This is a genomic window from Promicromonospora noduliphila (assembly GCF_056951025.1).
On sequence record NZ_CM167806.1, the window covers coordinates 987,861 to 1,010,118 of the forward strand.

Here is a 22,258-nt window from a genome sequence, read left to right on the forward strand (position 1 = left end):
TTCGTCAGTGTCCGATTCGTCAGCGTCCAGCTCACCGGCGTCCGGTCCGACGGCGTCCGATCCGGCCGCCTCCGGTCCGTCGGCCTCGCCTGGGGGCGCGCCGTCGGCGGGTACTCCCGCGGCTGGAGCCGCCACGCCGATCACGTTCCCCACGGCCACGAGCGCCGGGCTGCCCGAGGGCTGGACGCCGAAGCGCACGCACACCGGGGACCTGTGGATCCGCGCCGCGGGGACCGTGGTCGAGGACCTGCGGATCACGAACGGCACCATCTACGTGACGGGGAAGAACGTGACGCTGCGGCGGGTGCACGCGGTGGGCTCGAAGGTGGTGAACGACCCGGGCGACGCCTGCGGTTCGGGCCTGGTGGTCGAGGCGTCCGAGTTCGTGCCAGGGTCAGCGCCGACGCGTGACACCGACCTTCCGGTGATCGGGACGGGCGGCTTCACGGCGCGCAACGTGGTCATCGACGGCACTCCCGAGGGCATTCGGGTGGGCGCCAAGAAGTGCGGCGACGTCGTCGTCGAGCGGTCGTACATCCGAGTGGTGCCGCCCGAGATCTGCCAGGACTGGCACGGCGACGGCATCCAGGGCTACGGCGGGGGCAGCGTGACGGTGCGGACGACGCGGATCGTCATGCGCGAACGGGCCGACTGCTACGGGACTGCCCCGTTCTTCTACCCGAGCGGACAGGGCAACACGGCGCTGACCGTCGACGGGCTCCTGGTCGAGGGCGGCGGCTACTCGTTCCGCGCGGGCACGCCTGGAACGGTGCGCAATCTCCAAATCGTGCGCGATACCTGGGGCTACGGGCCGGTGGACGTGCTGTGCTCGGCGCTGAGCGCCTGGCAGGCGCACGTCGTGACGGTGCGCAATGGGCGGACGACGCCCGGGGCCGCGATCGAGTGCGGCGGGAGCGGCAACTAGCTGCTCCTGGGCTTGCGTGATGTGGTGCTCATCGGCGAGCACGTTTTCGCGCGACGCACTGCTTGGGTGCTGCCGCACCCGTCCTGACGGCTTCCGGCTCGGTGGCGAAGGTCAGGAGGGTGGGCCGGTCCACAGGGGATCCGCTGCGGCCGGGTCCACCTGGTAGGGCTGATGGCCGGCGCGGAGAATCACCACCCGGCCTGTCGCCGCCGGGTTGGTCAGCAGCTCGACGATCGTCGCGGCGATGAGTGCGGGGTCGATGAGTCCGCCGCTGCGCCGCTGCTCCTCGGGGGTCAGCCGGTCGAACTCGCGCACGGCCCGCGGGAGCCCGATCCAGTGCGGCACCACGCAGTTGACGGTCACGGAGTGCTCGGCCGCAGCATCGACCAGGGCGGTGGTGAACCGGATCAGTCCCGCCTTGGCCGCCCCCTACTCCGGGGACCCGTACGGCGTGGACTCCCAGCCACCGCTGGACGCCACGTTGACGACCGAGCCGCCCCCCGCCGCGGCCATCAGCGGCAGGCTGAGCTGGGTGGCCAGCATGGGCATCACCAGGTTGAGGTCGATGCTCCGTCGCCAGTCCTCGCCGGCCGGGTACTGCGGCCCGGGGAGCCATCCGCCGGCGTTGTTGACCAGCGCCTTTAGCGGTCCGAGCCGATCGGCGGCGTGCACCAGCTCGGTGACCTGGTCGGCGTCCGAGACGTCGGTGTGCACGAAGATGGCGGTGCCGTCTTGCTCCTTGATGGTGCGCACCTGGCGCTCGCCAGCTTCGGCGTCGACGTCGCCGATGACGACGTGGAAGCCGAGCGGGAGCAGCGCCGAGACGACGTGGCTGCCCAGACCGCCGGCGCCGCCGGAGACGATGGCTACCGGCTTGTCCATGGGACCTTTGTACTCCACGTAGGGAAGTCGTCGTCATCGCAGACGGAGGTCATCCTCAAGTGCAAGCAGCTCCTCAAGCGCCTTGCGCTGATCCGCGATGAGCTCGCGATGGAAGGTCTGGAGGTCCTTGGTCTTCACGCGGGTGTGGGTGCCGACCTTGTGGGACGGCAGGCGCCCGCTGCGGATGTGCTTCATCAGGGTCGTCCGGCTGACGCCCAGTTGCTTGGCTGCGACCGAAGTCGTCAGCTCGTCTGGCAGCGACCCGACGATGACAGTTCCACCTGCGGCGACCTGTTGGAGCACGGCGGCCAGGAACTGACTGAAGTCCCTGGACAGGTGAGGGTCGTCGGGCAACGCAACTTCGGCATTGGTAGTCGAGATGGACACCTCAAGGTGCTCCGCGAGTCGTCCCGCTTCAGCTCTTTGGTGCTCATCGGCGAACACGTTCTCGCGCAACGTGGTAGACATCGCGACCCTCCCGCAGGGACTTGTTCTGACAGTTATAACTGTCACACGCTTTCATTTATGACGCGCGGGAGGTGTGAGCTGGCGCGGCGATGTCCACATGTTTCTGAAGTGTGGGCGGCATGGTTGCTGGTGTTCACAGGGAGGATGCGGGATCGTTGTTCCTACGGACGTCGCGGTGCGCGTTCCGGGATCTTCGGATGGTGGGAGCGGGATGAAGCGGCGACGTGACCGGCTTGCCAATCGGCGTCGGGCACTGGGGTTGAGCCAGGAGGCGCTGGCCGAGCGGCTTGGGGTCGAGCGCACCACGATTGCCCGGTGGGAGTCGGGCGGGACTCAGCCTTTGGCGTGGTTCCGGCCGCGGCTGGCCGGTGTTCTTCAGGTTTCGGTGGATGACCTGGACGTGATGATCCGTAATGTCGAGGAGCAGGCCGACGCTGGTGACCGCGACCCGTCCCGGTTGCGTGTCGCGATCTGTGGAAGCCGGGCGGCTGGCACCGACGGTGCGCTGATCGATGCGACGGTGGCGGAGCTGGCCCGGTTGGTGGTGGCGCAGAATCTTGAGGTCAACCACGGGCCGGTCGGGGTGGGTATCGAGGTCATGACGTATGTGGCCGACCAGTTCCGCCCCTCGGGCTTCAGCATGACTACCGCGCTGTTCGGTAGGGAGAACGTGGTCCGGGGTGCGGACTTGTTTCTTGTCGTCGGTGGTGGTGCGGGGACTGCTGCGGAGGTGGCGCTGGCGCGGCAGGCGGGAGGGACGATCGTGCCGTTTCCTCGCACCGGTGGTACTGCCAGTCGTTGCTTTGAGCAGATGCGCGCTGACCCGCGTCAGCGTGGTGGACTTGCCGAGCCGGTTCTGGACGAGATCGCGGCCTGTGAGAACTCGGCGCAGTACGGCATGCTCGTGGAGCGCATTGTCTCGATGAAGGTGGAGGCTCGAAATTGACCAGCCGTCCGTATGTCGTGCTCTCCGTCGCGGTGAGCCTTGACGGTTATATCGACGACGCCACGCCTGAGCGGCTGCTGTTGTCCAACGACGAGGACTTCGACCGGGTCGACAGTGTGCGGGCAGGGGTCGATGCGATCTTGGTCGGGGCCAGCACGATCCGGGCCGACAACCCTCGTCTGCTGGTCCGGTCCGAAGAGCGCCGGGCGAAGCGGGTCGCCGAGGGGCTGCCGGAGTCGCCGATCAAGGTCACGATCACCGCGAGCGGGGACCTGGATCCGGAGGCGAAGTTCTTCACGGCCGGCGCCATCGACAAGGTCGTCTACACCCCAGCCGCAGCCGCACCGGGCTTGTCCGACCGGATGGGCACCGCCGCCACAGTGGTTGGGCTGGCGGACGACGTGGACCCGGCCCAGATCCTGGATGACCTGGCGGCGCGTGGTGTGGGTCGGCTGATGATCGAGGGCGGGGGCACGGTCCACACGATGTTCCTGTCCGCTGGGCTGGTGGACGAACTGCATGTGGTGTTCGCACCGTTCTTCGTCGGTGACGCGCGGGCCCCGCGCTTCGTCAATCCGGCTGGGTTCCCGCAGGACAGCAAGCACCGGATGGTCCTGGCCGAGGCGCGGGCCATCGGTGACTGCGTGCTGCTGCGCTACCTCCCGCAGCGGTGAGCAGCACACGATGAGCGACGCCACGGGGTCCCGGGATCGGGAGCTGCTGGAGCAGGCCATCGGCCTGGCGTGGCGATGCCCGCCGTCCGAGACGGCGTTCTCGGTCGGCGCGATCGTCGTCGCGGACGACGGGGCTGTGCTCGGTGCGGGGTGGTCACGGCGCAGCGATCCCCACGAGCACGCCGAGGAGGCCGCGCTGGCCGATGTTGCCGAGGCCGATCGCCCTCTGCTGGGTGGTGCCACGATCTACACCTCGCTGGAACCGTGCAGCAGCCGGGCCTCACGACCGATCACGTGCACCCAGCACATCCTGAACGCGGGCATCCCGCGGATCGTGTACGCCTGGCGCGAGCCGGACCTGTTCGTCGACTGCGTCGGCGCCGAGACGTTGCGCGCTGCCGGGCGTGAGGTACGTGAGCTGACCGACCTGGCCGACGCAGCGCGCGAGCCGAACCGGCACCTGATCGGCTAGTACCTGCCAGTCGCTGACAGAGCGAACGGACCGGCAACCGACCCCTGACCTGTACCGGGTCGGGGGTTCTTTGCTGCCCCGGACCATGCCGCGGCCCTCTAGATCCGACGCTGTTCGTGCAGGTCAGGGACGCGGTGCTACAGCGCTGCGACAGGACTGCGGCGCCCGTGCAATGGGCGCGAACACCCGCCTCGGATTCGATGAAGGCAAGCGGGCGGGCGACGCCCATCACACGGTCGTCGCTCGCTCGCGGTCACTTCCACGACACATGAGTGCGAAGGCAGGGGAGCCTGATGAGGACCACCGAACCCGAGGGCAGTAAGCGACTGGACACCGCCCTTCGCGTCGTCATCGGCATTACCGAGACGGTCGGGCAGGACCGCATCGAACTGGTCACGTTTACACGCGACCGTGTCTGCCTCCAGCCCAGGGTTCTCGCCGACGGTGAGGCGATCGCACGGACCCTTGGCCTGGACTTCCCGATCGACCAGCGCATGTTCGTCCCCGGGCACACCCTGTGGACGGGTGTACTGGACGGCCTGGAGGTCCAGGTCCGTGGAGCCCTGCGCACTCTGACCGGAGCGATCCAGTGACCGGCACCCGCCCGACCGCGATCGGGTACGTCAGCGGCCCCGACCATGCAGCACTGGATCGTCAGCGCGACCTCGTGACCCACCACGCCCAGGTCGAAGGGCTGGCACTGGAACGAATCATGACCGACCGGTTCGACGGGTTCACGATCAGCCAGCTCGTCGCGGACGTGCTAGCCACCGAAGCACGGTTCGTGCTGATCCCCGACGGCGTGCGCATGGCCGACGCCCAGGCCCGGGTCGCGCTGGACCTCCAAGCGCACGGCGCAGCCTGCATCGTGATCGCGAGCCCCGAGACCCGGAAGCAGGAACAGCCATGAGTCGTCAGGACACCCTCGAGAGCCGGACGGCCCTGATCGCTCTCGACATCGACGGCACGCTTGTGGCTCCGGGAACAACGCAGATACCGGACGAGGTGCGCATCGCCGTGGCTCGTGTTCTCGCCGATGGGCACCATGTGGTGCTTGCCTCTGGGCGATCCCTGGCCGGTGTGCTGGCCATCGCCCACGGGCTGGGGCTGACCGACGGCTGGCTGGTCGCCTCCAACGGCGGGGTCACTGCCCGCCTGGACGGAGCGACACCTGATGGCTACGTACTGGAGGACGCGCAGAGCTTCGATCCGGCGCCCGTCGTGCAGCTCGCCCGTGCCGCCTTTCCCGGCATCCGGATCGCCGCGGAGCGGGTAGGGCGGGGCTACGACGTCACCCATGTGTTCGGGCCGGGCGAGGTCAACGGCGCCCAGCAGATCGTGTCGCCCGATCAGCTTGGTAGCCAGCCCACGACACGACTGATCCTCCAGGGCCCGGACGCCGAGCGTCTCCTCGACCCGGTGCGCGCCGTCGGCGTCACCGCTACCCCGGCAGGTGCCGGCTGGGTGGACGTCACCGCGCCCGGTCTGAGCAAGGCGACCGCGTTGGAGAAGGTGCGAGCCAATCTCGGCGTCGAGTCGACCCGAACGGTCGCCGTCGGCGACGGGGAGAACGACCTGGAGATGCTGTCCTGGGCCGCCCGCGGCGTCGCGATGGGACACGCCCCGGCAGTCGTGCGTGAGATGGCCGGCGACGTCACCGGCACCCTCGACGAGCACGGCGCCGCCGCCGTGCTGGACGCGCTGCGCACGGGGGCGGTGCCGTGACGCCCACATCCTGAGCCGCCGCTCCCCACTCCGCCGCGTGAGCCATACCGGCCCCGGTGCGCTCCGACGCGCCCAAGACGGCCCGCCTGGATCCATTACGCACGACGAAAGGGACTACGCAATGACCTTGCCCGGAATCCCCACGTACGTCGAGCCCGACACCACCCTGCGCGTCAAGATCGGCGACACCTGCGGTCTGACCTGCACGTTCTGCCACAACGAAGGCACACCGGTCGCCGCAGACAACCGGAACCGCACGGCCGGCACCTTCACCATCGGCGGCCCGAGCGGGCGCATGTCGATCTACGCCGCCACGAACGGCGCCACGTTCCTCCCCGCGCCGATCCCGGCTGACGAGCGGTTCGGGAAAGTCCTCGCAGACCTGCACGACGCCCTGGACCTGACCGAGGTCCACCTGACCGGCGGCGAACCGACCCTGCACCCTGGCGTGGCAGACCTGACCAGGATCGCGGTCGAAGCCGGATACACGGTCGGCATGACATCGAACGGCGAGAACGGCGGCAACGTCCTGCCGGACTGCGCCGACGCAGGACTGGACCGGGTCAACTTCTCCATCTTCGGCACGACCGCCAACGAGCTGGCCGAGGTCCAGCACGCCAAGTACCGCAACCCGAAGCTCGCCGAACGCAAGATCAAGGAACTGCACCGCTCGATCAGCGCGTGCGAGGAACGGGGCGTCAAGGCCAGCGCCAACATCGTCGTCCTGGACGACAGCCACGCGCCGCGGGTGCACCGGCTCCTGGACGAGTACTCGCCCCACCTGACCGTCCGCCTGCTCAACTCGCTCGACCACGGCGCCGCCTCGGTGAACGCTATCGAGCAGATCCTTGCCCAGCGCGGTGCGGTACCGGAGGCCAACTACGTCACCGCCGGCGTGTCGGGGTCACGCACCGCTTACCGGCTACCCGACGGGCGGCGCGTGTACTTCAAGCAGATCCGACCGGTCCGGCTGCCCAAGACCTGTGCCGGCTGCCAGTTCAACAACGACACCGACTGCGAGGAAGGGTTCTACGGCGTACGCCTTTACTACGATCGCGACGGCCAGTACCAGGTCGGCGTCTGCATCCAACGCATGGACCTGTGCCAGCCCATCGACGAGTTCCTCGCCAGCGGCCTGCGCGACGAGATCCTCGACCTGCGCAAGGCCGAGTACCGCGAGCTCACAACCCGCACAGCCACCTGATCACGGCACCACTGACCAGCACGAAGGGACCCACCCATGCCGATCGAGCACGAGGGCAAGATCCTGGACATCGACCCCGCCGCCGTCGAGCAGACCATCCTCGACAAGGGCGGCCGCAAGGTCGGCGAGAAGTTCATGCGCCGCTACGTCTACGACATCGTGCCCGGCGACCTGTCCAAGTGGATCCGGCTGCGCGACACCGGCCAGCAGGTCACGCTGACGGTCAAGGAGATCCGCAGCGACGCGATCGACGGCACCCACGAGACCGAGGTCGTCGTGGACGACTTCGACCAGACGAACACACTGCTCGGCCTGCTCGGCTTCACCGCCAAGTCCTACCAGGAGAACAAGCGGGTCAGCTTCCTGCTGGACGGCGCCCAGGTCGAGATCGACACCTGGCCACGCATCCCCACCTACCTGGAGATCGAAGCCGCCTCGGCCCAGGACGTGATCCGCGTCGCGGCCCTGCTCGGCTACACCGAAGCCGACCTGACCGGCGAGAACACCCTCAAGGTCTACGCCCGCTACGGCATCGACCTCACCACCATCCCCGACCTCCGCTTCTGAGACCAGATCTGGTGCGCTCTGGTCGCCGAACCGCAACGACGCGCCGGGACGGTTCGAAGCATCGGCGTGTCGCTTCGGTTCGGCGACGGCACAGACGACCAAGTTGCGGTTCGGCGGCCGGGAATCCCGGCAGGTGCCCTGCCAACTCACACCCGCAAGCTGACGTCCGTCCCCGCTACCCCAGCCGCTGAACACCCAGGGCAACGATCATCCCGCCCCCGAACAGGACGAGGAAGGCGCCCGCGATCCTGGTGAGCCACGGCAGGATGCGATCCATACGGGCAAGGGCCCGGCGGGAACCGAGGACCACGGCGACGAACACATCCCAGACCAGGACGACGGAGAACATCCAGGCGCCGTAGAACACGAGCGTCAACGGCGTGGCGGCCCCGACCGCGGCGGCGAGGCTGACGTAGAACAGGGCGTTCTTCGGGTTCAGCAGGCCAGAGGCAAGACCAAGACCGTAGTTCCGCAGCCAGGTCGTGCGCTGGATTCTCGGGTCGTGGTCGAGGTCGATCCGCGCTCGCGAACCGAGGAACGTCACGCCGATGAAGATCACGAAGCCGCCGCCGATGAGTTGAATCGCGTCGAGCAGCAGGGGGTGCGCGATGAGCGAGACGCCGGAGAACGCGGCGGTGATGAATATCCCGTTCGCGGTGGCGATGCCCAGGCATGCCCCGGTGGCGTTGCGCCATCCGCTGGTCATCGCCGTGCGGGCGATGAGGAAGAAGTCGACGCCGGGGATCAACAGCGCCAGGAAGTGCGCGACGGCGACGGCGACGAACTGTTCCATCTCTCCTCTGTCTGCCTGACGATCAACCCGTCGAGCATCCAGGGCGGCGCGTGCCGTGGTCTTGTACGTTCTTGCAGTCAGCCCCGGTACGTGCCGGGCGAGGCCGCGACGTGTGCGCGGAAGACGCGGTGGAAGTGGCTCTGGTCGGTGAACCCCAGCGCGTGCGCGGTCTCGGCGATCGGCCGCCCGTCACGCAGCATGTGTCGTGCCTGGACGATGCGGGCGTTCTGCCGCCAGGCCAGTGGCGAGAGCCCCGTAGCGCGTCGCATCGCACGGACGAGCTGATACTTCGTCATGCCGACCAGTCCGGCCAGTTCGTCGAGAGCCGGATTCGAATCGTCTGAGCGAAGCCGATCCATGACCGGAGCGAGCCGGCCGAGCAGCTCGGGGTCGGCATCACTGGCCGCACGATGCGCAGGCGCGGCGGCCTCGATCTCTGCGAACAAGCCGGCCAACCGCGACTCGAGTGGTTCACGGGCCTCGTCGGTGAAGACCGCGTCGCTCAGGGCGCTGACCCGGGCATGCAGGTCCGGACGCGGCAGCACTCTGATCCCGTGGAACAGGCGGCTCGCCTCCTGGTCCGGCGCGAGAGAGACCGCCCAGTCCTGATCCATGTGGATCATCTGGTACAGCCAACGGCCTTCGTCCGGATTACAGGCGTGCACCTGGCCGGCCGGGATGACGACGACGTCACCCACCTCCAGACGGATCGTTCCGTCGAGCGAGCCGGTCAGCACCGAACTTCCCGCGTCGATCGCGCCTATCGAGAACGCGTCGTGGGCATGCTGCCGATAGGACGAGTTCTCCTGGCACGAACGCCGGGCCTCCAGATGAGGCAGCGTGGTGCTGCGCCCGAACTCCGCCACGCGACCTCCTCCGCCGAGTCCCGACACCGGGTGCGAGCGGTGCCGATGGCATCCCAGGCTACGCGGCGCGGTGCCCCTCACACCCGCGAGCTCACGTCCCGCTCCCACGTCGAGAAGTCCCCCGCCCGCACCGCTCGACGCGCCCGCACCCGCCCCGCGAGTACGACCCCGACGAACACCGGCGCTTTCACCGCCAGCGCCGGCCGTTCCCGGACCACCCGCCAGAGGTCGCCGAGCGTCGTGCGCGCGTCCGGCCCCCGCAGGCCCGCCCGGTCCGCCTGGACGTTGCCGGTCGTCACGCGCGTCCGCCGTCGGACGACGTCGCGCAGCGTGCGCGCCGGGTGCACGACCACCGCGACGTTCTGCACGACGGCGCGCTCGGCGGGCGCGAACGCCTCCGAGAGCACCAGGTCGTCCGCCATCACCTCGGGCAGCGCGGCGACCCGGCGGGCGCCGTCACGCGACACCGCCAGGACGCCGCGCCCGAACAGACCCGCGCGCACGGCGGGCAGCTCCTCCCAGACGTCGTAGTACCAGCGGGCGAGCAGCGTGACCCCCGTGCGGGGCATGGTCCGGCGCGGGGCGGCGACGGCGATGCCATCGCGCCCCACCGTTGCCGCGAGCCGCGCCACGCCGTCGGCGGTGATCTCGACGTCGGCGTCCAGGTACACCCGCGGGAAGGCCGTGGCCACCTGGTCGGCGGCGCGCAGGGCGCGGGCCTTGGAGGGTTCGGGCAGGTCGAGCACGGTGACCGGGTAGCGGGCGGCGACGGCCGCCGTGCCGTCCGTGCAGCCGTTGCACGCGACGACCGTCTCGAACCGACCCGGCGTGGCGCACAGCGCCTCAAGGAGCCGGCCGATCGTTCGCTCCTCGTTGTGTGCGGGAATGATCACCGATGCGACGGGCGGCCCGGGCTCACCAGCCCCGGGCACGCCTGGCCCCGACGCGCCCTCACTCATCGCGGCAGCACCGCATCACTGGCCCCGAGCACCGCCGGCCGCAGCCCCGGCCGCACCAGCGCGCGCAGCGTCGGCCACGACGCGCGGTGCCCCAGCAGCCCGCGCCGCAGCTCCACGAGCAGGGTCAGCGTGTAGTACAACCACGCCGCACCGGTGCCCCGACGGCGCCTGATCAGCCGCACCCGGTTCAGCATCTGCATCGTGTGCGTCTCGTGGCTCGTCCCCGATCCGCCGCCCACGTGCATCGCGCCCGCCTCCGGCGTGTACACCGTGGTCCAGCCGCGGTCCCGGGCGCGGAGCGCGAAGTCGGTCTCCTCCGAGTACAGGAAGTACGACTCGTCGAACCCGTCCACCGCGTCGAAGCACTCCCGCGTCACGAGCCAGATCGCGCCGACCGCCCAGTCGACGGCGTGCTCGTCGGCGTAGGCCCGCTCGTCCTCGATGCGCTCGGTGAACAGCGGGACGCCGGTGAAGCTGAGCCCGCCCGCCCGGGCCACGGACGGCGTCCGGCGCAGCGTGGGGGACAGGCTCCCGTCGGCCTCGCGCGTGCGCGGCGCCACGATGCCGACGCCGGGCCGGCGCAGCACCCGCAGCATTCGCGGCACGGCGTGGGCGTCGAGCTCGACGTCCGGGTTGAGCACCAGGATCGCCTCACTCGGGGGTGCATGCCGCACGGCGCGGTTCATGCCCGCCCCGTACCCGTCGTTCACGCTCTCGACCACGAGGCAGTCGTCCCGCTGCCGCAGCAGGGCGAGCGTCCCGTCGGTCGAGCCGTTGTCCACCACCACGGTCCGGTAGGCGACGTCGCCGAACGCGGCGGGCAGACTGTCCAGCAGCGCCCCGACGTGGCGCGCGCTGTTGTAGGTGACGACGACGGCGGCGACCTCGGTCCCGGCCTCGCCGTCGTGCCGCGGGCCGGCCATCAGCGCAGCCCCTTGACGAAGGTCCGGGCCGAGTCCTTGACCCGGGTGGTGTACCGGTCGCCGTGCCGCAGCCAGCCGGCGACGTCGTCGGCGCCGTCCGTGGCGCGGAGGCTGAACCTGGCCTGCCGCCACGTGCCCGGCCGGGCCAGCGCCCGGTCGCTGGTGTAGACGCGGTCGTAGCGCAGCCGGCGCAGCGCGGCGAGCGTCGCGCGGTCGTACCGGCCGAGCGGGCAGGCCGCCGTGCTCACCGGCTCGCCCAGGGTCTCCTCCAGCCGGCGGCGGGCGACCACGAGCTCCTCGTGCTGGTCGGCGGCGCTCAGCCGTCGCCACACACGGTGGTGCATGCCGTGCGACCCGACGCCCATCCCGGCCTTGCGCAGCGCGCGGACCTCGTCCGCCGACACGTAGCCAGGGCTGTCGAGGCGGCCCGCGATGACGAAGAACTCGGCGGCCCGCCCCCGCTCCGCCAGCTCCGGCAGCGCGACGGCGACGTCGGACGTGTTGCCGTCGTCGAAGCTGAGCCGCACGTCCGGACGCTCGGCGACCAGGTCGAGCACCCGGCGGAACGTGTCGGCACGGATCCAGTAGGCGGCCTCCTCGGCCGGAACGCCTTTCGGGGGCGTGCCGATGCCGTGAAAGCAGAGATTGATCATTTGTTTATCGTCGTGGACGGACCCTCGCCGCGTAATGCGGCCGCGGGTGATTGTCCGGGTGATTCCCGGCGCGCGGCGGACCTGGCTTCCTCGAGGTCGCGCAGCGCGCCGGAGAGGCCGATCAGGAGAAACAGCGTGCCCATGGTCATCGGGAACGCGAAGGCGTCGAAGAAGCTCATGCTGACGAACCCGACCGTGACCGAGGCGGTCAGGGCCAGCGCCAGGTCCCTGGACCGGGCGTCGGTGCTCATCGACCGCGCGCGCAGCAGCACCCGCACCGTCGCCACCCCCAGCCAGCAGTACAGGGCCGTGCCCACCACGCCGACCGTCACCAGGAGCAGGAGGTACTGGTTGTCGAGGATCCGGTAGGTGGGCAGGAACGTGCCCAGCCCGCGGCCGAACAGCGGGTCGCGGGCGATGAACTCGCCCACCAGCTCGAACGAGCCGGTCCGGGAGGCGATGCTCGGGTCCTCGGCGGCCCCCGTGAACAGCCGCAGGATCGACGACAGCATGTTCGGCGCCACCGCGAACCCGGCAACGGCACCCACGCCGACGACGGCGAGCATGACCCGGCGCCGCGGCCACGGCCAGCCGATCAGCATGATCACGACGCCGATCGCCACACCCACGTACGCCGAGCGGGAGCCGGTCAGCGGCACGAGCGCGAGCAGCGCGGCCGCGGGGGCCCACCGCACCAGCCAGTGGCGCGCCGTCTGCTGGAACCCCACGTGCAGCGCCAGCGGCAGCAGCATGGTGACGAGCACGCCGTACTCGATCGGGTGGGTCGCCAGGCCCTGCGGGCGGATCCGCCCGTCGCGCTCCCCGAGCTCGTACGGGGCGGTGAGCGTCAGGCCGGGCACCGAGAGCCGGTCCACGAACAGCTCGCCGAACACGAACTGCGCGATCCCCAGCAGCGCCAGCACCCCGCCCACGAACGCCAGCCGCCACACGAGCGCGTCGAGCCGGACCCGCGAGCCGATCCCGTCGTGCGCCACGAGCAGCGTGCCCGACCAGGCCAGCAGCGCCAGCACGGCGACGTCCGCCGGGCTCGTCTCGGTGGACACCACCGGCCGCGACATCGCGATCACGTACGTGACCCCGACCGCGAACAGGAACAGGCCGAGGGCTATCCGGATCGGCCGGAGCCGCGGCGACGTGGACCGCGCGGCGGACACCCGCACCAGGATCCACAGCAGCAGGCTGCCGAGCCCGAACACCATCGACGGCGCGCCCGCGCTGCCCAGCGGCCCGATGACCAGCTTGGACGGGACGGCGAACAGCAGCACCAGGTAGATCGACAGCCAGGTGACGGCGTCGAAGTGCGTACCGCGGCGGAGCACCGGACCCGGCGCGGCGTGCCGCATGGGCGCCGCATGACGCACCGACACCGCCGGCCGGGTCAGGGTCACCGGGGCTCCGCGCTGGACGCCCGGGCGGGCTCGTCGTCCGGGCGGCGCTCGCGGGTGTCCCGCGGCGGGTTGTGCCACGGTGGCGGCACGCTCGGCGCGAACGACGGCGGCGGATCGGGGAACAGGGGCCCGGCGGGCGGCTCGGCAGGCTTCGCGGCGGGCGAGGCCGCCGGCTCGGCGGGCCGCCCGGCGGCCTGCGGCGCGGCGGTCCGGCCGGCCCCGCCCGCCGCCGGCTTCTGCCGGTTCCGCTCCCGGCCGCGCAGGATCCCGTCCAGGGCGACGGCCGCGACGCCGGTCGCCACGAGGCCGCCGGCCACGGCCGCGATGAGCATCCGCACCGTGCCGCTCGTGTCGGTCTCGGTGCGCTCGTCCTTGGCGAGCACCAGCGTGGACATGATGGCGTTCTGCGGCACGTCCACCTCGTCCTGGAGGCGCTGCAGCTCCACGGGGATCGACGCCGTGAGCAGGTCCAGCGTCTCGAGCGTGCGCTGCGGGCTCTCGTCCGTCACGTCGACGGCGATCACCGGCCCGCGCGTGGACTCCTCGATGGCCACCACGTACTCGGCGTCGGGCGAGCCGGACGTGAACCGGGCCTTGGCGACGTCGCTCTCGTAGTACGCGACCACCACGCGGGCGGGCAGGTCGAGCCCGGCGAGCGCGAGGAACGGGTTGCCGCCCTCGCCGACGGCCTGCTCGGACGGCACCAGTAGGACCAGCGCGCGGGCGGTGTACACCGGCGGGGCGACCACGGTGGCGCCCCACGCCAGGGCGGCGGTCGCGAGCAGCCCGACCACCGTCACCCACCACCGGCGCCCCAGGGCTGCGATCACGTCGAGGAATGACATTTCTTCACCCTTTCCGGGCGTTTCACGCCGCGCTCGACAAAGGTATCGTGCCGGAGGCGGGGAAAGGAATGAGATGTGGGATTCCCGCCGGAATTTCGCCCACTCCTGATTTTCGCCCGCCCCGTGAAATGCCGGAGGTCCGATGACGCTCTGGGACCTGGTCCGTGCGGCGCTGCGGCACTGGCCCGTCCTGCTGGTGGGTGCCCTCGTGACGCTCGGGGTCATGTACGCCACCACGCTCGACGACGGCGTCTACTGGAGCCGCACGCAGGTGGTGTTCCTCGCGCCGTCGAGCGCCGCGTACCCGAACGCGCTGCGCACCACCTCCGAGGACCTGATCATCACGGCAGGCGTGGTGGCCAAGGCGGTCTCCGGGCCGGCCGAGGTCACCAAGTACGCGTCCCCCGACGCGACGCTCGTCGGCGAGGGCGTCCGCGACGGCTGGTCGATCCGGCTGCCGGACACGGGCGGTCAGTGGGCCACCAACTTCGCCCAGCAGGTGCTGTACGTCGAGGTGGTGGGCGCGACGGCCGAGGAGGTCGCGGCGCGGCAGAACGCGATCGTCGGCCAGATCGCCGACGAGCTGGACCGCCTGCAGCGCGACGCCGGTGTGGCCCCCGTCAACGACATCAGCGTGACGGTGGCCCCCGAGTCGACGGTCGTGCACCAGGTGCAGGGCTCGACGGCGCGGAGCGTCGGGATGGCCGGCGTGCTCGGCGTCGGCGCCACGCTCGCCGTCGTGGTGCTGGCCGAGGCGCGCGCCCGGCGCTGAGGGGTCGTCACCGGGCCGGGCCACGAACCTCGTCCTCGATGATGCGGGCGACCAGCTCCTGCGTCGGTGCCCAGGACCGTCCGACCACGCTCGCGGCCGCCTTCTCGGCGTAGGCGGCCACGTCGGGGCGGGCGACGGCGGCCGACAGCCCCGCCGCGATGCCCTCCGCCGTCGGCTCAGCCCAGCCGACGTACGGGTTGGGCAGGTCGGCCCGGGCCAGCGGTGAGTCGTTGACCACGGGCACCACGCCGGCGGCGAGCATCTCCTCCGCCACGAGCGAGATGTTGGTGAACGACATCGCGAGACCCGTGATGACCTGCCCGTACAGGGTGTTCAGCTCCGCGGGCGTCAGGCGGCCGTGGTACGTCACCGGGAACGGCAGGTCCGTCGGCCGCGAGCCGTAGACATGGATCGGCTGGTCGGGGTGCGTGCGGTGGAAGCGTTCCAGCGCGAGGCGGGCGAGCAGGTAGCCCCGGCGGTCGACGTCCGGCTTCGCGTAGAGCACCACGCCCGACCGGGGCGCCTCGTCCGCGGGGAGGTGGTAGGTGTCCGTGTCGCACCCGAACGGCACGACGTCGCTGTCCAGGCCCAGCTCGGACCGGAGGCAGCCGGCTACCATCTCGCCGAGCGCGATGCGGCGGAACGGGAACCGGTAGGTCATGGCGGCCAGCTCGTACTCCGACCCGCGCGCGTAGAAGTACGGCTCGTAGTCCTGGATGAAGTACAGGCGGTGGGCGGGCCGACGGCGGTGGGCCACCACGACGTGCGCGGACTCCCACGACGACGCCACCACGGCGTCCACGCCGCTGATGCCGTCGCGCGCGTCCCGGACCTCCGCCCGCACACCGGGCCAGCCGCGCCGCAGGTCGGCGGTCCGCTGGGCGACGTCGAGGCCGTGCCGGTCGTAGAGGAACACGACGCACGTGTGCCCGCGCGCCTCCAGCCCCTCGACCATGCGGAACAGCGTGGTGTGCCCGCCGGAGCCCGCCGCGGGCGGCGACGTCACCCAGCCGACGGTCAGCGGCCGGTCCACCGGCGCAGCGGCAGGCACCGGCAGCGCCGCCGGGACCCGTCCCGCGACGTCCGCCGGGTCGAGCTGGAAGCTGAGCGACCGGGCGTCGGTGGCCCGGTAGGCGCGTGCGGCGAGGCGCTGCTCCACCCCGTGCACCCCCGCGCGGCGTATCCGGCGAGCCGTCGCCATGGCCTTGGCCAGGCGGTCCCCGAGCTGGTCCACGATGTCTTCTCCGTTCGTCACAGGCCGGACGTCGCCCAGCGCAGGTACAGCAGCTCGGTGCGCGCGCGGCGGGCGACCCGGCGCACGACGGCGCCCGGCCCCGGGCGCCCGGCCCGGCTCGCCCGGCGCTGCACGCGCGCCGTCGCGCGCCAGGTGGCGGACGGCGGCCAGACGCCGGCCGCGAACGCCAGGTAGTCGGCGGGCGAGCGGTCGGTGGCCGAGCGGTCGGCCGGCGGTTCCGGGCTGTCGACCGACTCCGGGCGGTCGGCGGCCGCCGCCGCGTATCGCAGCGCGTCCTCGGCAAGCGCGATCCGCGCCCGGTCGTGCAGCGCCGCCGCGTCGGGCAGCCGGTCGCCGACGTTGGCGAACAGCCGGTCGTAGGCGTCCGCGCGGGCCCGCAGGTCCAGCAGCGCGCCCGCGCCCTCGTTCACGCTCAGGCTGGCCGCGTGCTCGCGGTGCAGCGCCTGGTCGGCGCCGCCCACGTAGGCGACGTCGCCGACGGCGGCCAGCCGCAGCCACATCTCCACGTCCATGGTGAACCGGAGCTCCGGGTCCAGCGGGCCGACGTCCTTGAGCAGGTCGGCCCGCATGACCACCTCGGGGGAGGTGATGCAGCTCACGCCCGTGCGGCACCGCTCGGCCAGCCATGCCCGCCCGTCCCAGACGGTCCAGGTCAGGTCGCCGAGCGCCGGCTCAGGCTCCGTCCCGTCGTCGAAGTGGTGGGGGTGGCCGTAGACCAGCCCGACCTCCGGGTGCTGCTCCAGCACGGCGGCCGCGCGCGCGAGCGCGCCGGGCGGCAGCAGGTCGTCGGCGTCGAGCCGCACCACGAGCTCGCCCGTGCTGGCTGCCCAGCCCCGGTTGAACGACTCGACCTGGCCCACGTTCCGCTCGTTGGCCACGATGTGCACCCCCGGATGGCCGGCCGCCAGGCGGCGGGCGACGGCGAGGCTGTCGTCCGGCGAGGCGTCGTCGACGATGATCACCTCGACGTCCACGCCCACCTGGGTCACGAGGCTCTCGACGGTCTGCGGCAGGAACCGGCCGTAGCCGTAGCACGGCACCACCACCGACACGCGCGGCCGCGACCGCGGGGCGGCGGGCGCCAGGCGCCGGACCGTGCGCGGGGACAGCGGCGACCGCACCCACCGGCCGAGCCGGTGGGCGAGCCCGCCGCGTTCCGTCGCGTGCCGGTCCACCCAGGCGCGCCACGCCGTCGCCGCCCGGTCGACCGCGCCCTGGCCCGTGCTCATCAGACCACCACCCGGGGTGCGGACCGCCCGGTCAGGGCGTCGCGCACCGTCCGGACCACGCGCTCCTGCTGCTCCGCCGTGATGCCGGGGAACATCGGCAGGGAGAGGATCTGGTCGGCGTGCGCCTCGGCCCGCGGCGCGAGCCCGGGCCGGAAGCCCAGGTGGGCCGTGGCCGGCAGCAGGTGCACCGGGGCCGGGTAGTGGATGCCGTGCCCGATCCCCGCTGCCGCAAGGGCCCCGGACACCGCCGCCCGGTCCGGCGTCCGCACCACGTACAGGTGCCACACGTGCGCGGCGCCCGGCAGCTCGCGGGGCGCCACGACCTCCGGCACTTCCCCGAGCGCGTCCGCCAGCAGGTCCTCGTACCGTTCCGCCGCGGCGGACCGCTGCGCGTTCCACGCGTCGAGCCTGGTCAGCTTCGCGGACAGGACGGCGGCCTGCAGCGCGTCGAGCCGCGAGTTGGCCCCGACCTCCAGGTGCTCGTACCGGTCGACGCCGCCGTGGTTGCGCAGGCGCCGCGCCCGCAGGGCGACGTCGTCGGACGACGTCATGACCGCGCCGCCGTCGCCGAACGCGCCCAGGTTCTTGCCGGGGTAGAAGCTGGTGGCCGCGACGTCGCCGGCCCCGCCCGAGCGGAAACCGTCCCGGCTCGCGCCCTGGGACTGGGCGGCGTCCTCGACGAGCAGGACGTCGGCGCCGACCACCTCGCGCAGCCGCGCCACGGGCGCCATCTGCCCGTACAGGTGGACGGCGACGACGGCCCGGGTGCGCGCGGTCAGCTTGTCCGCGACGTCCTGGGGGTCCAGCAGGTAGTCGTCGTCGACGTCGGCGGGTACCAGCGTGGCGCCGCAGCGCAGCACGGCCTCCGCCGTCGCGAAGAACGTGTTGGCCGGGATGATCACCTCATCGCCCGCGCCGATGCCAGCGGCCCGGAGGCCGATCTCCAGCGCGTCCGTCCCGTTGCCGACGCCGACGGCGTGCCGCGCCCCCGAGTAGGCGGCGAACTCCTGCTCGAACCGGTCGACGTCCGGCCCCAGCACGAACCCGGACGTGCGCAGGATGCGGTCCCAGCGCTCGCGGACGTCGTGCTCGATCTCGGCGGTCTGCCGGGCGAGGTCGAGGAACGGTACGGGCTGCTCGGGGTGCTCCGCAGGCGCGGTGTCGCGCGGCGGCGCGGTGTCCTGCGACGTGGCCGGGGCGGTGGTGGTCGTGGCTTCGGTCATCGGGTCGTTCCTCTCGGTCGTGCCGTCGGGACGGCGCTCGCCGCCGAGGCCTCCGCTCGTTCGGGATAGTGCGGTCCGGACTCGTCGGCCGGTCGCTCGGGGCCGCGCTCCGCGCCGTCGGCGGGCCGTCCGTCGCCAGGCTGTCCGTCGCCGGGCCGTCCGTCGTCGCGCTGTCCGTCGGCGGGCTGTCCGTCGCCGGCCGCCTGGTCGTCCGACTCGTCCGGCCCGTCCAGGGCCGCCCGCGCGGCGCGCCAGCGCGGCGCCACCCACGCGAGCGTGGTGGCCGCGTACAGGGCGAGGGTGATCGCGCCGCCGAGAAAGCCGCCCAGCAGCGGGTCGTCGACCCGTGCGGCGACGAGCAGGCCCACGGCGACAGCGCCCACCGCCGCCAGGCCGGGCACGGCGAGCGCCCTGGCCAGCCCGCCGACGTCGTCCCGCGACCTGCGCAGCAGCACCAGGTAGGCGGGCACGAGCACGGCGACGGCCACCGCCGCCTGCGCCACGCCGACGCCGAGGCTCCCGCCGGCCCGCGCGCCGAGGAGCGTGGCGGGCACGAGGGCCACCAGCCAGACGCCCTGCACCACGAGGACGCCGCGCGAGCGGCCGAGTGCGTACAGGTACCCGGCCAGGACGTCGGCGACCACGCGCACGGCGCCGACGGCGGCGAGCGGCACCAGGATCTGTGCGGCGGGCTCCCACCGGCCGCCGTAGACCAGCACGACCACCGGGTGGGCCAGCGCCGCGAGCATGGCCGCCGCGGCGGCGACCGCCCACCACACCGGCCCGAGCAGCGGGACCAGCGCGGCCTGGGCGCGCTCGCGGACCTGGGAGAAGGCGGGCAGCGTGACCGAACGGAGCGCCTGGCCGACCAGGGTCATGGGCCACGTCGAGATGTTCGCGGCGAGCACGTAGTACCCCAGCTCGACGGCGCCGGCGGTGTTGCCGAGCACCACGCGGTCCACCGAGAGCAGCACCCAGGACAGCAGGTTGGCGGCCGCGACGGGCAGCCCGAACGCGAGCACGGACCGCGCGACCGCTGGATCCCACGAGAACCGCAGCCGCGTGCGGGTGAGCCAGAACTGGGTGGCGACGCCGCACGCCTGACCGGCCACCCGGCCCACCGCGAGGCCGACCAGGCCGTGGCCGAGCGCCGCGAGCACGAGGGTGACCACCGCGCCGACGCCGAAGTCGATGGTGGTGGAGCGGAACAGGCCGCGCTGGTCGAGCCGCCGCTGGAGCGTGGCGAAGGGCACCACGCCCACGCCGGCCAGCAGGAACGTCCCCGCCAGGATCGCGATGGGGCCGGCGGCGCCGGGGCCGCCCATCGCGGAGGCCAGCGCCGGTGCGGACAGCGCCGTCGCCACGGCCAGGAAGCTCCCGGTGAGCACGCCGAGCACGGCCACGGGGCCGGTGCGGCGCGCGAAGTCGGGGCTGCGGACCAGGTCGGCGCTCAGGCCGAGGTCGGCCAGCGCCATGACCACGCTCTGCACGGTCAGGGCTATCGCGTAGAGGCCGAACTCCTCCGGCGACACGATGCGGGCGATGACGATCCCCAGGCCCAGGTTCCCCAGCCGCACGACCACGGTCCCGGTCGTGCTCCAGCGCAGGGCCCGCCCGACCTTGCCGCTGAGGGACTGCCCGTCAGCCACCGGCCTGCCTCTCCCGCAGGCGCCCGCGCGCGGTGTCCCGCACGACGATCGCCGCCGTCCGGCCCAGGGACACGGCCGAGCGGCGGCCGGAGACGACGGCGGCGCGGTAGATCTGCTCGAGCTGCCGCGCGGCGGCGCTCAGCGAGAACCGCTCGGCCACGACGTCGCGCCCGAACGCGCCGAGCCGGTCCCGCAGGTCGGGATCGCGCAGCAGCGGGTCGAGCTCGGCGGACAGCTCCTTGACGCCCGCGCCGCCCGAGCCGTACCAGCCCTGGTCGAGGAACATCGGGAGCGTCCCGTCGTCGAGCCGGCGCCAGAAGCCCTGCTCGCCCTGCACCACCACGGGCTTGCCGAACGCCATGCCCTTGAGCACCGAGCTGCCCATGCCCAGCACGACGTCGGCCGCCTCGTACGCGGGCCGCGGGTCGTTCAGCGGGCCCGCGACCACCACGGCACGCCGGCCGAGGGCGGCGTCGACCGCGGCGGCCCGCGCCGCGACGTCGGCGGCCCGCGGGCCGTCACCCGCCACGAGCAGCCGCAGCGGGCTGTCCGGGCCCGCGCGCTCGACCAGGGTCATCGCCTCCAGGACGCCCGCCGTCTTGTCGAGGTCGTCGGAGAGCCGGCAGACGACGGACAGCACCACGTCGTCGGCGCCGAAGCCCCACTGCTCGCGGGCCGCCTGGCCCGTGCTGCCCGGAGCGTTCGCGACGGTGTCGATGGGCGGCTCCATGAGCCGCACGTCCCGGTACCTGGCCGACGCCTCCTGCGCGAGCTGGCGGGTGCCCACGATGAGCGGCACGTGCCGGGGGATGTATCCGGAGACGTACATCGACAGGGTGGTCACCACGGCGGGCGTGCCCAGCAGCAGGTGCGGCCCGAGCGCCACGTCGATCGCGGGACCCCACTCGTAGGCGTGCACGACGTCGGCACGCAGGCGGCGGACCGCCGCGACGGCCTGCGCCATGTTCCGGGGCGACGGCCAGGTCAGGTGGGTCGGCAGCGTCACCATCTCCAGCCCGAACCGGCGCGCGACGCCCCACAGCGCGCCGCCGGGTGGCGCGAGCACGACGACGTCGTGTCCAAGGGCCGCCGTCTCGCGGGCGAGCTCCAGGGCGTTGAGCTGGCTGCCGCCGATCTCCATGTGGTGCACGTAGACGACGATCCTCATCGCGGGCCTCCGACGGGGCGGTCGGTCAGGGCGCGCGCGGGCACGCCCGCCCAGGTCTCGCCGTCCGGCACGTCGCCGAGCACGACGGCGCCCATGCCCACCACGGCGCCCGCGCCGATCCGTACGCCCGGGCGCACCGCCGCGTTCATCCCGAGGTAGGCGCCGCGGCCGACCCGGACGCCGCCGCCGAGCGACACCCCGGCGGCGAGGGTGGCGAAGTCGGCCACCACGCAGTCGTGGGTCACGGTCACGCCGGGCATCGCGACCACGTGGTCGCCGATCCGGGCGTCCGCGGTGACCGTCACGCCGGCCAGCAGGATCGAGCCGGTACCGACGGGGCATCCGGCGGGGTTGCGCACCGACGGGTCGAGGACCCGGGCGAACCGCGCCTGGGGACTCAGCCGGTCGTGCACGGCGGCGCGGGTGCGGCTCGGGCCGATGCACAGCAGCAGGCGGGCGTCGGGATGCGCCGCGGCCACCCGCACCGGGCCCAGCACGAGCGCGCCGCCGACCGTGGGCGGCAGGTCGGCGTACCGGTCGTCGAGGATGCCGAGCACGTCCTGCCCGGTCTCGGCGAGCACGGGCAGCACCTCGCGGGCCAGCCCGCTCGCGCCGACCAGCAGCACCGGCCCGTCCCCCCGCCGCGTCACG

General features: G+C 72.5%; 26 protein-coding genes. 10 read left to right on the plus strand and 16 right to left on the minus strand.

The genetic code is table 11. From position 1 onward, the window contains the following. Positions 1–7 precede the first annotated feature (7 nt). Complete coding sequence (locus AC0QU1_RS04310) at positions 8–925, plus strand: hypothetical protein (RefSeq protein WP_483574621.1); 918 nt, start codon at positions 8–10, stop codon at positions 923–925. Positions 926–1,036: 111 nt separating this feature from the next. Here AC0QU1_RS04310 and AC0QU1_RS04315 read toward each other — a convergent pair whose 3' ends face one another. From AC0QU1_RS04315 to AC0QU1_RS04325, 3 genes are all read right to left on the minus strand, one after another. Continuing rightward, the gene (locus AC0QU1_RS04315; RefSeq protein WP_483574623.1) at positions 1,037–1,288 is read right to left on the minus strand and encodes a hypothetical protein; all 252 of its coding nucleotides are present in this window, start codon (positions 1,286–1,288) and stop codon (positions 1,037–1,039) included. Positions 1,289–1,354: 66 nt separating this feature from the next. Further along, positions 1,355–1,807 carry an SDR family NAD(P)-dependent oxidoreductase gene (locus AC0QU1_RS04320; protein WP_483574624.1) on the minus strand — a complete coding sequence of 151 codons (453 nt, stop codon included), beginning with the start codon at positions 1,805–1,807 and terminating at the stop codon, positions 1,355–1,357. Positions 1,808–1,840: 33 nt separating this feature from the next. Next, a complete protein-coding gene (locus tag AC0QU1_RS04325) occupies positions 1,841–2,275 on the minus strand; it encodes a helix-turn-helix domain-containing protein (protein WP_483574625.1) in 435 nt (144 codons plus the stop codon). A 211-nt stretch (positions 2,276–2,486) separates the two neighbouring features. Here AC0QU1_RS04325 and AC0QU1_RS04330 point away from each other — a divergent pair, with 211 nt between their 5' ends. The 8 genes from AC0QU1_RS04330 to AC0QU1_RS04365 all read left to right on the plus strand — a co-directional run bounded on the left by AC0QU1_RS04330 (position 2,487) and on the right by AC0QU1_RS04365 (position 7,863). Continuing rightward, positions 2,487–3,221, plus strand: a complete 735-nt coding sequence (locus AC0QU1_RS04330) for a helix-turn-helix transcriptional regulator (protein ID WP_483574627.1) — start codon at positions 2,487–2,489, stop codon at positions 3,219–3,221. Next, positions 3,218–3,895 (plus strand): RibD family protein, encoded by a 678-nt coding sequence (locus AC0QU1_RS04335; protein WP_483574629.1) that lies wholly within the window; start codon positions 3,218–3,220, stop codon positions 3,893–3,895. Before AC0QU1_RS04330 ends, AC0QU1_RS04335 begins: the two co-directional genes overlap by 4 nt. Positions 3,896–3,905: 10 nt before the next feature. Further along, positions 3,906–4,367, plus strand: a complete 462-nt coding sequence (locus AC0QU1_RS04340; protein ID WP_483574631.1) for a deaminase — start codon at positions 3,906–3,908, stop codon at positions 4,365–4,367. A gap of 293 nt (positions 4,368–4,660) precedes the next feature. Continuing rightward, entirely contained in the window at positions 4,661–4,960 is a 300-nt protein-coding gene (locus AC0QU1_RS04345) for a hypothetical protein (RefSeq protein WP_483574633.1), read from the plus strand. Next, on the plus strand, positions 4,957–5,277 hold the full coding sequence (locus AC0QU1_RS04350; RefSeq protein ID WP_483574635.1) for a hypothetical protein: 321 nt from the start codon (positions 4,957–4,959) through the stop codon (positions 5,275–5,277). Before AC0QU1_RS04345 ends, AC0QU1_RS04350 begins: the two co-directional genes overlap by 4 nt. After that, a complete protein-coding gene (locus AC0QU1_RS04355; protein ID WP_483574637.1) occupies positions 5,274–6,092 on the plus strand; it encodes an HAD family hydrolase in 819 nt (272 codons plus the stop codon). The genes AC0QU1_RS04350 and AC0QU1_RS04355 overlap by 4 nt, the downstream gene beginning before the upstream one ends. A gap of 121 nt (positions 6,093–6,213) precedes the next feature. Then, positions 6,214–7,296 (plus strand): radical SAM protein, encoded by a 1,083-nt coding sequence (locus AC0QU1_RS04360; protein WP_483574638.1) that lies wholly within the window; start codon positions 6,214–6,216, stop codon positions 7,294–7,296. Positions 7,297–7,332: 36 nt separating this feature from the next. Further along, on the plus strand, positions 7,333–7,863 hold the full coding sequence (locus AC0QU1_RS04365; RefSeq protein WP_483574640.1) for a class IV adenylate cyclase: 531 nt from the start codon (positions 7,333–7,335) through the stop codon (positions 7,861–7,863). A 175-nt stretch (positions 7,864–8,038) separates the two neighbouring features. Here the strand turns inward: AC0QU1_RS04365 and AC0QU1_RS04370 are convergent, their stop codons facing one another. The 7 genes from AC0QU1_RS04370 to AC0QU1_RS04400 all read right to left on the minus strand — a co-directional run bounded on the left by AC0QU1_RS04370 (position 8,039) and on the right by AC0QU1_RS04400 (position 14,311). Then, positions 8,039–8,656 carry a LysE family translocator gene (locus tag AC0QU1_RS04370; protein WP_483574641.1) on the minus strand — a complete coding sequence of 206 codons (618 nt, stop codon included), beginning with the start codon at positions 8,654–8,656 and terminating at the stop codon, positions 8,039–8,041. A gap of 77 nt (positions 8,657–8,733) precedes the next feature. Then, positions 8,734–9,522, minus strand: a complete 789-nt coding sequence (locus tag AC0QU1_RS04375; protein ID WP_483574642.1) for a helix-turn-helix transcriptional regulator — start codon at positions 9,520–9,522, stop codon at positions 8,734–8,736. Positions 9,523–9,599: 77 nt separating this feature from the next. Next, positions 9,600–10,415: a glycosyltransferase gene (locus AC0QU1_RS04380; RefSeq protein WP_483616384.1), complete on the minus strand. Its 816-nt coding sequence runs from the start codon at positions 10,413–10,415 to the stop codon at positions 9,600–9,602. 62 nt (positions 10,416–10,477) lie between these two features. Next, the gene (locus AC0QU1_RS04385; protein WP_483574645.1) at positions 10,478–11,404 is read right to left on the minus strand and encodes a glycosyltransferase family 2 protein; all 927 of its coding nucleotides are present in this window, start codon (positions 11,402–11,404) and stop codon (positions 10,478–10,480) included. Then, positions 11,404–12,057 (minus strand): polysaccharide deacetylase family protein, encoded by a 654-nt coding sequence (locus tag AC0QU1_RS04390; protein ID WP_483574647.1) that lies wholly within the window; start codon positions 12,055–12,057, stop codon positions 11,404–11,406. Before AC0QU1_RS04390 ends, AC0QU1_RS04385 begins: the two co-directional genes overlap by 1 nt. Continuing rightward, complete coding sequence (locus tag AC0QU1_RS04395; protein ID WP_483574649.1) at positions 12,054–13,466, minus strand: O-antigen ligase family protein; 1,413 nt, start codon at positions 13,464–13,466, stop codon at positions 12,054–12,056. Before AC0QU1_RS04395 ends, AC0QU1_RS04390 begins: the two co-directional genes overlap by 4 nt. Then, positions 13,463–14,311, minus strand: coding sequence for a Wzz/FepE/Etk N-terminal domain-containing protein (locus AC0QU1_RS04400; protein ID WP_483574651.1), 849 nt, complete (start codon positions 14,309–14,311; stop codon positions 13,463–13,465). The genes AC0QU1_RS04395 and AC0QU1_RS04400 overlap by 4 nt, the downstream gene beginning before the upstream one ends. 142 nt (positions 14,312–14,453) lie before the next feature. Between AC0QU1_RS04400 and AC0QU1_RS04405 the strand changes: the two genes are divergently transcribed. Beyond that, a complete protein-coding gene (locus tag AC0QU1_RS04405) occupies positions 14,454–15,083 on the plus strand; it encodes a hypothetical protein (RefSeq protein ID WP_483574653.1) in 630 nt (209 codons plus the stop codon). A 7-nt stretch (positions 15,084–15,090) separates the two neighbouring features. On the opposite strand, the gene AC0QU1_RS04410 is transcribed toward AC0QU1_RS04405, so the two are convergent. From AC0QU1_RS04410 to AC0QU1_RS04435, 6 genes are read right to left on the minus strand one after another with little or no spacing between them, the layout of a single operon-like run. Next, entirely contained in the window at positions 15,091–16,338 is a 1,248-nt protein-coding gene (locus AC0QU1_RS04410; protein ID WP_483574655.1) for a rhamnosyltransferase WsaF family glycosyltransferase, read from the minus strand. Next, positions 16,335–17,567 (minus strand): glycosyltransferase family 2 protein, encoded by a 1,233-nt coding sequence (locus tag AC0QU1_RS04415; protein ID WP_483574656.1) that lies wholly within the window; start codon positions 17,565–17,567, stop codon positions 16,335–16,337. Before AC0QU1_RS04415 ends, AC0QU1_RS04410 begins: the two co-directional genes overlap by 4 nt. Continuing rightward, positions 17,567–18,790, minus strand: coding sequence for a DegT/DnrJ/EryC1/StrS family aminotransferase (locus AC0QU1_RS04420; protein WP_483574658.1), 1,224 nt, complete (start codon positions 18,788–18,790; stop codon positions 17,567–17,569). Before AC0QU1_RS04420 ends, AC0QU1_RS04415 begins: the two co-directional genes overlap by 1 nt. After that, entirely contained in the window at positions 18,787–20,439 is a 1,653-nt protein-coding gene (locus AC0QU1_RS04425) for an oligosaccharide flippase family protein (RefSeq protein ID WP_483574659.1), read from the minus strand. The genes AC0QU1_RS04420 and AC0QU1_RS04425 overlap by 4 nt, the downstream gene beginning before the upstream one ends. Next, positions 20,432–21,607 carry a glycosyltransferase family 4 protein gene (locus AC0QU1_RS04430; RefSeq protein WP_483574661.1) on the minus strand — a complete coding sequence of 392 codons (1,176 nt, stop codon included), beginning with the start codon at positions 21,605–21,607 and terminating at the stop codon, positions 20,432–20,434. The genes AC0QU1_RS04425 and AC0QU1_RS04430 overlap by 8 nt, the downstream gene beginning before the upstream one ends. Next, on the minus strand, positions 21,604–22,257 hold the full coding sequence (locus tag AC0QU1_RS04435) for a NeuD/PglB/VioB family sugar acetyltransferase (protein WP_483574663.1): 654 nt from the start codon (positions 22,255–22,257) through the stop codon (positions 21,604–21,606). Before AC0QU1_RS04435 ends, AC0QU1_RS04430 begins: the two co-directional genes overlap by 4 nt. Between the last annotated feature and the right edge of the window lies 1 nt (position 22,258).